The 10,091-nt window shown below is 62.3% G+C and carries 8 protein-coding genes; 5 read left to right on the top strand and 3 right to left on the bottom strand.

Features of this window, described 5'->3' with window-relative positions:
* Nucleotides 1-282: 282 nt before the first annotated feature.
* Nucleotides 283-951, bottom strand: coding sequence for a transaldolase family protein (locus IRZ31_RS06115; RefSeq protein ID WP_297151037.1), 669 nt, complete (start codon nt 949-951; stop codon nt 283-285).
* A gap of 4 nt (nt 952-955) precedes the next feature.
* Between IRZ31_RS06115 and IRZ31_RS06110 the strand changes: the two genes are divergently transcribed.
* Together IRZ31_RS06110 and IRZ31_RS06105 are read left to right on the top strand one after the other, a co-directional pair.
* Nucleotides 956-2,032 (top strand): methyltransferase, encoded by a 1,077-nt coding sequence (locus IRZ31_RS06110; protein ID WP_297151035.1) that lies wholly within the window; start codon nt 956-958, stop codon nt 2,030-2,032.
* A gap of 2 nt (nt 2,033-2,034) precedes the next feature.
* Complete coding sequence (locus IRZ31_RS06105) at nt 2,035-3,645, top strand: amidohydrolase (protein ID WP_297151032.1); 1,611 nt, start codon at nt 2,035-2,037, stop codon at nt 3,643-3,645.
* Nucleotides 3,646-3,764: 119 nt separating this feature from the next.
* Here IRZ31_RS06105 and IRZ31_RS06100 read toward each other — a convergent pair whose 3' ends face one another.
* Entirely contained in the window at nt 3,765-4,295 is a 531-nt protein-coding gene (locus tag IRZ31_RS06100) for a dual specificity protein phosphatase family protein (protein WP_112430257.1), read from the bottom strand.
* A 245-nt stretch (nt 4,296-4,540) separates the two neighbouring features.
* On the opposite strand from IRZ31_RS06100, the gene IRZ31_RS06095 reads away from it, so the two are divergent.
* On the top strand, nt 4,541-5,716 hold the full coding sequence (locus IRZ31_RS06095; protein WP_112430255.1) for an aminotransferase class I/II-fold pyridoxal phosphate-dependent enzyme: 1,176 nt from the start codon (nt 4,541-4,543) through the stop codon (nt 5,714-5,716).
* Between the two features lie 67 nt (nt 5,717-5,783).
* Here the strand turns inward: IRZ31_RS06095 and IRZ31_RS06090 are convergent, their stop codons facing one another.
* Nucleotides 5,784-6,848 (bottom strand): substrate-binding domain-containing protein, encoded by a 1,065-nt coding sequence (locus IRZ31_RS06090; RefSeq protein ID WP_112430253.1) that lies wholly within the window; start codon nt 6,846-6,848, stop codon nt 5,784-5,786.
* Nucleotides 6,849-7,385: 537 nt separating this feature from the next.
* On the opposite strand from IRZ31_RS06090, the gene IRZ31_RS06085 reads away from it, so the two are divergent.
* Both IRZ31_RS06085 and IRZ31_RS06080 read left to right on the top strand, forming a co-directional pair.
* A complete protein-coding gene (locus IRZ31_RS06085; protein WP_112430251.1) occupies nt 7,386-8,909 on the top strand; it encodes a sugar ABC transporter ATP-binding protein in 1,524 nt (507 codons plus the stop codon).
* Between the two features lie 13 nt (nt 8,910-8,922).
* The gene (locus IRZ31_RS06080) at nt 8,923-9,963 is read left to right on the top strand and encodes an ABC transporter permease (RefSeq protein WP_112430249.1); all 1,041 of its coding nucleotides are present in this window, start codon (nt 8,923-8,925) and stop codon (nt 9,961-9,963) included.
* Nucleotides 9,964-10,091: the final 128 nt, after the last annotated feature.

The raw sequence follows: 10,091 nt of genomic DNA, 5'->3' as shown, positions 1-10,091 counted from the left end.
AGTAACCACCCTCACCACGTTGCGCCGATCCGTGTCGAGCAAGTAGTAGTAGTGAGATGACGGAGAACTGCCCAGAGAGACGTGCCACCCTGCCACGTTGCCTGACCCCAGGAGTCCCGTTTCTCTACTATCCCCCCCACGTTTGCCTCGCGCCCGCGGAACCGTTCTCTGAAGCTTGTTACGCCTACATGATAGCGCGCTCAGATGAGAATCGCATGAACGTGGGGGGCTGATTCATGAACGTTCTTTCATCGTTCTCGTATACTAGCGCAACGTGAACGATTACAGTTTGTTCATCTTCTCCCAGTCGCGATTGAAGCGCTGGATGGCCTCCTCGCTGAGCGGGTCGCTGATCAAATCGAGCAGGACCTGGGGGGGAGCGGTCAGATCGTGAGCGCCGGCCAGGAGAGCGCGGGCGGCCTCCTCGGGAGTCTTAATGCTTGCCACCAGCACGCGTGTGGTTGCTGGCTCCTGAGAGCGGCAGAGAGAGGCCATCTGAGCGATGCGGGCTGTGGCATCGATCCCGGAGCGCTCCAGGCGGTTGTAGTAGGGAATGACGAAATCGGCGCGCACCTGAAGGGCGCAATAAGTCTGGGGCACGGTGGTGACGGCGGTAAAAGCCAGTGCATAGCCCTGACTGCTCAGACGGCGGGCCACGCGCATGCCCACCTGGTTCATAGGGATTTTCGGGATAACACGCTCGGGTGCCATCTCGATGTAGCTGAGAGCCTCACGATACATCTCCTCTTCCTCGCTGGCGCCCGGCTGCATGAAGACATGGCCGCTCAGGGCCTCTAGCAGCGCCTCCAGCACCTGGCGGGGCGAGAGCTGCTGACCGCGCTCACGGGCGGCCAGCAACAGCGTTGGATTGGTGGTCACGCCGGCTAATGGTACCGTGCGGGCCACGTTCGTGATATCATCTATGAAAGCAGTATCAACGTAGAGGGCCATGCGTATGCTCCATCCTCAACTCTTAGCTGACAATGTTCCTTTGCATGCTGAGCAGCGCTTGCTGATCTTAAATTCAGCGGCGGACCCCTTTGTCCAGGTGGCCGCACGTCAACTCAGCCGTGGGCGAATCATCCTGGCGGAAGACAACGTCGGCGCCCTTGAACAAGCGTACGCTGTCCCTGCCCGCAGCCAGTTACAACACATTCCTTTCCATGAGTATACGCGAGAAACTTCGCCGAATACCATAGATGTCGCGGTCATGAATCTGCTCTATCAGCCCTCCAAAGCCTGGGTCTACTATGGGCTGGAGGCGGCCCGCTATGCCCTTAAGCCCGGCGGACGTCTCTATGTGACTGGAGCGAAGGATCGAGGGATTCTCTCAATTGCGCGGCGCATGCGCGAGTACTTTGGCAATCTGGAGACGGTAGAGATCAGCAAGGGCTGGCGGGTCGTAGCGGCGGAGAAGACTGCCGAGACGCCTCTGTCTGCGGAGCCGCCGGCCTGGCCGCAGCGCGAGGTCTTTGCTGGTGGTGAGCTGGATGAAGGGACGCGCCTCTTGCTGGAGTCGCTGGAGGTCTATGTGACCGATGTGGCGCTCGATCTCGGCTGTGGGGCCGGCTATATTGGCCTGCATATTGCTGAGCGCGCTCGTAAGGGCAGTGTGACCCTGGTTGATGCCAGCCTGGCGGCGGTAGCCCTGGCGCAGCAGCGGCTGCAGGAAAAGGGCCTGAGCAACGCCCAGGCTTTACCCAGCGATGCCACCAGCGCTGTGAACGGGCAGCGTTTCAGCCTGATCGCGACCAATCCCCCGTTCCATGTGTGGGGTGTCAATACAAAGGCCGTCGGCGAGCGCTTTATCCGCGAGAGTGCCCGGCTGCTGACGCCGCGTCGCGGGCGCTTCTACCTGGTGGCCAATCGCTTCTTGAAGTACGAGCCGGTGCTGGAGGAGTGCTTTGAGGAGGTGCAGGAGGTGGGCGGCAATAGCCGTTACAAGGTCCTGCGCGCTACCTCGCCGTTGCGTCCTGGGCGGCGCAGTGAGCGCACTGGCGAGCTAACCCAGCTCTATAAAGGATGGCGCTGAGCATGAGCCGAATAGTCTATCTCAACGGTAAGCTCTATACGATGGATGCCTCTCGGCCCCAGGCCCAGGCGATGGCCGTCGAGCGTGAGAGCGGGCGTATCGTGGCGATCGGAGACAATGTCGAGGTCCGCCAGGCTGCCGGGACGCAGGCCGAGCTGATCGATCTGCGCGGCAAGACGGTGCTGCCGGGCTTCATTGATGCTCATATCCATCTGCTGGCCACTGCTTACCGCAGCCATGATATCGACGCAGCGGCCTGCAATAGCGCCGACGAGGTGGCCCAGTTGGTGCGCGAGCGCGTGGCCCGTACGCCTGTCGGTGAATGGGTCGTTGGCAGCCACTGGGATCGCAATCGCTGGCCGTCGCGCGCTTTCCCCACCAGGGAAGTACTGGATGCGGCGGCGCCCGAGCACCCGGTCGCCCTCTGGAGCAAGGACGGTCATCTACTGTGGGTGAATTCGCTGGCCCTGGCACGGGCGGGCATCACCGCCGAGACGCCCGATCCGCCCGGCGGCGCTATTCTGCGCGATGGCAGTGGCCAGCCGACCGGCATTTTGCAGGAAGGGGCAGCGATGGAACTGGTTGCTCGCCTGATCTCCCCGCCTTCACCGACCCTGGCGCGCCAGCTCCTGCAGGAGACGCTGGCAGCGCTCCTGCGCTCTGGTATTACGGCCATCCACGATATCGAAGATCGCGCGACCTACGATTTATTGGCTTCCCTGCGGGCGGAGGGGCGTCTGCCGCTGCGGGTGCGTATGATCCTCCAGCGTCATCCCTTGCCCGAGCTGCGCGCTGGTCTGCTCAAAGCGGACGAAGAGGATGTCCTGCTGCGCATTGGAGGCATCAAGATCTTCGCTGATGGCACCCTTGGCTCGCAGACCGCCGCCATGCTCGACAGCTACGAGGGCAGTCTCTCAAATTACGGGATTCTGGCTACGCCCGAGGAAGAGATGCGTGCCCTGGTCAGGGAGGCGAGCGAGCTAAATCTGCTCATTGCCATCCACGCTATTGGTGATCGGGCGGCGCGCGTGGCGCTCGACGCCATCGAACTGGCCCAGCGCCATCTGACTGAGCAGGGCCAGCGCCCTGGCGAGCGCCTGCGCTATCGCCTGGAGCATGTGCAGCTGATTCACGCTACCGATCTGGAGCGGATGCGCCGCCTGGGCGTGATTGCCTCGGTGCAGCCCTACCATGCCGTGGCCGATCGTGACATAGCCGAACGCTACTGGGGGGAGCGCCATCGACGGGCCTACGCCTATCGCACCATGTACGAGCGTGGTATTCCTCTCGCTCTTGGCTCTGATGCTCCCGTCGAGCTATTTGATCCGCTGCGCATCATCTACGCCGCCGTCCAGCGCACCGATCCCGAGAGCGGGCGCCCCTCCTGGCTGCCGGAGCAGGCGCTCTCGCTGAGCGCTGCGCTCTATGGCTACACCCTTGGGGCGGCCTATGCTGGTGCCGAGGAGGCCGACAAAGGCTCGCTCAGCGTCGGCAAGTTTGGCGACGCCGTGGTCTTGCCCGAGGACCCTTTTCAGATCCCGCCCGAGCGCCTGGTCAGCAACGGTATTCAGGCCACCATCGTGGGCGGCCTGCCGGTCTATGGCGAAGTTTAAGCGAGTGTGGCCCCTGACCCTGGCCGTGGCCGCAGTGGCCGCATGGGCCGCATGGCCTCCGGGCAGATCATCGCGGACAGGGCTGCCGGACGCGCTCGGCTCGGCTCAGTTCAGCTCAGTCAGGCATCGTCAAGAAAAGGCAGGCCCTGCTGGCGATAGTAGCGCTCCAGGGCCTCAATCCACTCCAGCTGCGTCGGTGTCTGTGGCACAAAGCAGCCGCGAGCCGACGAGAGCAGGCCCACGGCCAGCGGCACCGAGTAGCCTGCGCGCACCAGCAGTCCGGCGGCAATCATCGCCGAGCGCCCAATGCCGAGGCGGCAATGGATTGCAATATGCTGACCGGCACACAGCAGCTCATACAGCTCGCTCAGCAGGTCTTGGATCTCGCCATCCAGCGGCGGCCCCTGCAGGTCAGGGATCGGGAAATGGAAATAGCGCAGCCCCTGCTCCTGGCAGGTCTGGGCCTCACGCTGGAGACCAATCTCCTCGATCTCCTCACCCGTTAGCAGCGAGACCAGCACATCTACCCCCGCGCTGCGCAGCATCTTGATGGCCTGTTCCAGCAAGGCGCCGCCCGCTGGATGCCCCATAATGCTCAGACGCTGATCCTTCAACAAATCAACAGTGTACAATCCTCTCACCACAGCCATCTTGCGACGTTTGACTCCCTACCAGATACCAGACTAGCTAGATGAGACCAGAGAGGCGGGCGGCGGGCCAGCTCAGTGGTCCTGCCCTGCCGGACAAAGACATCAGGCCGCTCCGTCGGCTCGGTCGAGTGCAGGTCAGACTCACCAGGCACTCGCCTCTCTCCCCCAGAGCGGCATATACTGGGAGTATACCAGAGAGGTATAATAGTCTCAACTGATCAAAGCTTTGTGAGGAGCACACAGGCATGGCTACTGCTGCTCGGCGTGTAGCGAGCTTTGGGACTACTATTTTTACGGAGATCAACGTCCTGGCACAGCAGCACAACGCCCTCAATCTGGGGCAAGGGAGACCCGATTTCGATACCCCTCCCGACATCATTGCCCAGCTCGTGGCGGCCTTGCAAGCCGGCCAGTACAATCAGTACGCCCCGGGACCAGGGACGCCCTCGCTGCGCCGCGCCGTGGCCGCTCACGCGGCGCGCTTCTATGGCTTGGAGATCGACCCGGAGCGCGGCGTCATTGTGACCGCGGGCGCTACCGAGGGCATCTTTGCCGCCGTCCTGGGCCTGGTTGATCCTGGCGATGAGGTCATTGTGATCGAGCCATTCTACGATTCCTATGTACCTAATATCCTCATGGCCGGCGCCACGCCCGTCTACGTGCCGCTGCATCCACCCCAGTGGACCTTCGACCCCGCTGAGCTGCGCGCCGCCTTCACGCCTAAAACACGCGCTCTCATCCTCAATACCCCACATAATCCCTGTGGACGCGTCTTCTCGCGTGAGGAACTGGCCTGCATCGCTGAACTGTGCATCGAACACGATGTAACTGTCATTGCCGATGAGGTCTACGAGCATCTGATCTTTGACGATGCGCGCCATATTCCCATTGCCACCCTGCCTGGCATGTTCGAACGCACCGTGACGGTCAGCAGCTCGGGTAAAGCCTTCAGCGCCACCGGCTGGAAGATCGGCTGGGTCTATGGTCATCCCGACCTGGTGGACGGTGTCGCTCGTGCCCATCAGTTCATCACCTTTGCCGTGCACCATCCCACCCAGGAAGCCATTGCCTACGCCCTGAGCCTTCCAGATAGCTACTACCGGGGCCTGAAGGAGCTATACGAGCACAAGCGCCAGTTGCTCTTGCAGGCTCTCGATGCTGCGGGCCTCCCGTATCGAGTGCCCGAGGGCACTTACTTTGTCCTGGCCGACTTCTCACCGGTCTTCAACGGCACGCCGCTCGAATTTGCGCGCTATCTCATCAGCGAGATCGGCGTCGCCGGTATTCCCCCTGAGACCTTCTACTGCCCTGAACACTCCCATATCGGCAGCAAATATCTGCGCTTCTCCTTCTGCAAAAACGACGAGACCTTACTGCAAGCAGGTGAGCGCCTGGCAAAACTGGCCATCAGGCGACGTTAGAGAGCGAAGAAGCAGTTTGGGATAAGCAGCAAGTAGGGAGCAAGGCGAGGCAGAGGCGGGTAGGCGCTCAGGGAGAGGTAGGAGATGCGCCCGGTCGCGTGAAGCGGGAGCGCCGCGGACGGCGGTAGCTACTGGATTCGCGTACAATCAGCTCGGGCTGGTAGGTAAGCTGGCGGTGCTCGTGCGTAGTGGGATGGTCGGCCTCATCCAGGAGTAGCTCGGCAGCGCTGCGGCCAAGCTGATACTTGGGCTGGCGCACGGAGGTCAGCGGCGTCGAAAGCATGCCGGCAAAATCAACATCGTCGTAGCCGACGAGGGCAAAGTCGCGCGGGATCGCAAAGCCGCGCCTGGTGAGGCCGCGCATGACTCCCAGAGCCAGCAGATCGTTGGCGCAGAAGATGGCTGTTGGGCGCTCAGCCTCGCTCACACTCAAGATCTGCTCGACAGCGCGCTCTCCCTCGCGGGCATTCAGAAAGGGCCTGGTAACCTCTAAGACTACCTGAGCGGGATCAGCGCCTGCCGCGCGCACCGCCCGCTGCACGCCCTCCAGACGATCGGCGCATTGGCGAATCGAATGCGGGCCATTGACAAAAGCAATGCGCTCGTGTCCCTGGGCCAGCAAATGCTCCACAGCCAGCTCGCCCCCATGCACATCGTCGACGGCCACCGAGCACAGATCTGACTGCCGACTCGGACGGTCCAGCAAGACCACAGAGATGCCGCGCTTGCGCAGGCGATAGAGATGGGTGTGGTCATCAAGCACGGGGGTGATCAGCACACCGTGCGCGCGCTGCTCTTCCAGCACTCGCAGATAGTGGGCCTCGCGCTCAGGCGAGTCGTCTGAATTGCAGAGGATGACCACGTAACCAGCCTCGCTGGCCACATCCTCGACGCCGCGCGCCACCTCGGTAAAGAAGGGATTGGCCACATCAAGCACTACCAGGCCGATATAGAGGCTGCGCCCGGCGCGAAGCTGGCGCGCCGAACCATTGCGGACAAAACCCAGCTCGTCAATGATGCGCTGCACGCGCTGCCTTGTCTCTTCCGCTACCAGCTCGGGATGATTCAACACATTAGAGACGGTCCCAAGCGAGACACCGGCCCGCTCGGCTACCTCACGAATACTTGGCATGCACGCACTCCATAGACAGAAGCGAAATCCATAGGCATGAAGATGATAATGATAAGGCAAGCCCCCTAGTGCTGCAGGCGGTCTGGCGGTCGCTCCCTCTCAATACGGGCCGCTCCTGCGCGCTGGGCTGGGGCGAGGTTCTCGTCGCTGTGCATTATTCAGCCTGGGTCGCGCCGCAATCTACCAGGGGCAGAAGGTCCTGTCTTGGCCCTGGTGGCAATCAGGAGGGCCGCTGAAGCCACATCCTCTGCTGACTGACCCGACTGTATCACAAGATAGTATGCCACAACTGTCTGCCCTCTGGCCATCTTCCTGCCGTTTGCCCTGCGCATAAGGGCGTTCTTCCCCTTGACAATCAGGCTGGCCTCGATTATACTCTCAGCATTGAAACGTTTCAATTAGCAGCCGGCCCATGCACCCCGGCCAGAGCGAGCCAATGACCAGGCTCACTGACTGGCCGATTGCCTGATCGTCGAACGGATCAGCGGATAGAATGTAGCACTGATCGTCTGCGAAAGACACTCACCAGGGGGAACTATGGAAGTTGCCGCGCCGCAAGCGGCGGTGCCCGTGATCGAGCTGGTCGGCGTTAGCAAGCGTTTCGGGGCCATTCAAGCCCTCAAAGAGGTGGACTTGAGCCTCTATGCGGGCGAAGTCCATGCGCTGGTAGGCGAGAATGGTGCCGGCAAAAGCACGCTGGTAAAGATTCTGGCAGGCGTGCACCGCCCCGATCGTGGTCTCCTCAAAATCAACGGCGAGGCGGTCGAGCTGCGCAGCCCCGCGCAGGCTCAGGCTGTTGGCATTGCTGTCATCCATCAGGAACCGACCCTTTTCCCTGATCTTGACGTGGCCGAGAATGTCTTTATGGGCCATCAGCCGCGCGATCGCCTGGGGCGCATCGATTGGCGCCGTATGTATCGCGAGGTAGAGCAGCTGCTGCAATCGCTGGGTGTGGAGCTGAATGTCTATCTACCGGTGCGGGGCCTCTCGGTGGCTGATCGGCAGTTGGTCGAGATTGCGCGAGCCTTGTCGCAGGATGCACGTGTCTTGATCATGGATGAGCCGACAGCCTCACTCTCGCCGCGCGAGGTGGAGGACCTCTTCACCATCGTCGAGCAGCTGCGGGCGCGGCAGGTGGCGATCCTCTTTGTCAGCCATCGCCTGGAGGAGGTCTTTCGCCTGGCCAGCCGCGTGACGGTCCTGCGTGATGGGCAGCGGGTGATCACAGCTCCAGCTCAGGATCTGACACCCGAAGAGACCGTTCGTCACATGGTAGGGCGAGAGCTGGCGGCTCTCTTCCCCAAAGAGGAGGCAGCAGTTGGTGAGGTCGTGCTGGAGGTACGCCATCTGTCCCGTGCCGGTGTCTTCCGCGACGTGAGCTTTCAGCTGCGGCGTGGCGAGATCCTCGGGCTGGCTGGTCTGGTTGGGGCAGGCCGCACTGAGGTGGCGCGCGTCCTCTTCGGCATCGATCAGGCCGAGAGCGGTGAGATCCTGGTTGACGGGCGCCCGGTCAGCATCCGTTCGCCGCGCGATGCCATGCGCTATGGTATCGCCTACGTCCCCGAAGATCGCCATCAGCAGGGCCTCGTCCTCGATTTCTCCATCGCCCGAAATATCACCCTTTCTATTTTGCAACGCGTCGCGCGCTTCTCACTGATCAGGTCGCGCCAGGAGCTGAAAATCGCCGCCGATTATGCTGAGCGCCTGCGCGTGCGCGGTGGGCGCCTGACCCAGCCGGTGCGCGCCCTCTCAGGTGGCAATCAGCAGAAGGTAGTGCTGGGCAAATGGCTGGCGACCGAGCCGCGTATCCTCATCCTTGATGAGCCGACGCGTGGCATCGACATCGGCGCCAAAGCCGAGGTCCATCGCATCATCTCCGAGTTAGCCGCGCGTGGTCTGGCCATCCTCCTGATCTCCAGCGAGCTACCCGAGATTCTGGCCATGTCGGATCGGGTGCTCGTCATGCATGAGGGCTGCGTCACTGGCCTGTTCAGTCGCACCGAGGCCGATCAGGAGAAAGTCATGCTGGCAGCAACGGGACAGAACAGACAGAGCAGGTGAGCGAGGTACGTGCATGAGCACAACAACGACCCGTGTAGAGGAGTCGCGCGGGCGCGTGCGCCCCGGCGGCAAGCGCCTTGTGGCCCTGGTGGGCCGTGTGCGAGAGCTGGGCTTGATCGTCGTGCTGCTGGTGATCGTTGCCCTGGTCGGTCTGCAGACGCCGCGCTTCCTGACGCCGGGCAATTTCGAGCAGATCCTGCTCTCGATCGCCATTTTGGCCATTGTGGCAGTCGGCGAGACAATGGTGATCCTGACGCGCAATGTGGATCTCTCGGTCGGCTCTACCGTTGGCATGACCGCTTTTGTCTGCGCCGACGTTTTGAAGAACCATCCGCAGACGCCGGTGATTCTGATTATCTTGCTTGGCTGCGCCCTGGGGGCCGTTCTGGGGGCGGTCAACGGCCTGATTGTGGCCCTGGGAAGGGTGCCGGCCATCGTGGCGACGCTGGGAACGCTCTATCTTTACCGCGGCCTGGACTCGTATATCGCGGGCGGAACGCAGGTGAGCGCCTACGACGTGCCAGATAGCTTCCTCTCCCTGGCAACCACCCATATTCTGGGAGTCCCGGCTCTGATTGTCTTTGCGGCAGCCATCGCCCTGATCTTTGCCTATCTGTTGCGGGCGACCCGCACCGGTCGCGAGCTGTATGCCCTGGGAAGCAATCCCGAGGCGGCGCGCCTGGCCGGCTTGCGCGCTGAGCGCCTGATCTTCCTGACCTTTCTGCTCTGTGGCCTCTTGAGCGGCTTTGCTGGAGTGCTCTGGGGCGCACGCTTTGCGACAGTCGATTCGGGGGCGGCGACGGGCCTGGAGCTACAGGTGATCGCCGCGGTCGTCGTGGGCGGAGTGAATATCTTCGGCGGCTCCGGGACTATCCTGGGGGCGATGCTTGGCGCGATCGTGCTCGGAACCATTGATAATGCCTTGACCTTGTTGAAGCTGTCGCAGTTCTGGCTGCAGGCGATCGATGGCGCCGCTATTCTGGCAGCGGTGACGCTGGATGCCCTGATTACGCGCTGGCTCCAGCACCGCCTGCGCGGTGGGAGGCAACGATGAGTGATTCGTCCGAAGTCAAGCAGCCTGCGCTCGACCTCGATGCTTCCTCTGCAGCTGCTCCTTCGGCGCCGGCATTAGCAAAAGAGGACCGGCGAGCAGCTGCCTCGGGTGGCGGTCTCGCTCGTTTG

Origin of the sequence: Thermogemmatispora sp. (assembly GCF_019683635.1) — a bacterium.
Classification (GTDB): Bacteria; Chloroflexota; Ktedonobacteria; order Ktedonobacterales; family Ktedonobacteraceae; genus Thermogemmatispora.
This window is presented reverse-complemented; position numbering and strand designations above follow the sequence as displayed.

Excerpts from the sequence above, each read along its gene's own strand:
- IRZ31_RS06105 (WP_297151032.1), top strand. The coding sequence starts at position 2,035 with ATGAGCCGAATAGTCTATCTCAACGGTAAGCTCTATACGATGGATGCC.
- IRZ31_RS06110 (WP_297151035.1), top strand. The coding sequence starts at position 956 with ATGCTCCATCCTCAACTCTTAGCTGACAATGTTCCTTTGCATGCTGAG.
- IRZ31_RS06085 (WP_112430251.1), top strand. The coding sequence starts at position 7,386 with ATGGAAGTTGCCGCGCCGCAAGCGGCGGTGCCCGTGATCGAGCTGGTC.
- IRZ31_RS06080 (WP_112430249.1), top strand. The coding sequence starts at position 8,923 with ATGAGCACAACAACGACCCGTGTAGAGGAGTCGCGCGGGCGCGTGCGC.
- IRZ31_RS06115 (WP_297151037.1), bottom strand. The coding sequence starts at position 951 with ATGGCCCTCTACGTTGATACTGCTTTCATAGATGATATCACGAACGTG.
- IRZ31_RS06100 (WP_112430257.1), bottom strand. The coding sequence starts at position 4,295 with ATGGCTGTGGTGAGAGGATTGTACACTGTTGATTTGTTGAAGGATCAG.
- IRZ31_RS06095 (WP_112430255.1), top strand. The coding sequence starts at position 4,541 with ATGGCTACTGCTGCTCGGCGTGTAGCGAGCTTTGGGACTACTATTTTT.
- IRZ31_RS06090 (WP_112430253.1), bottom strand. The coding sequence starts at position 6,848 with ATGCCAAGTATTCGTGAGGTAGCCGAGCGGGCCGGTGTCTCGCTTGGG.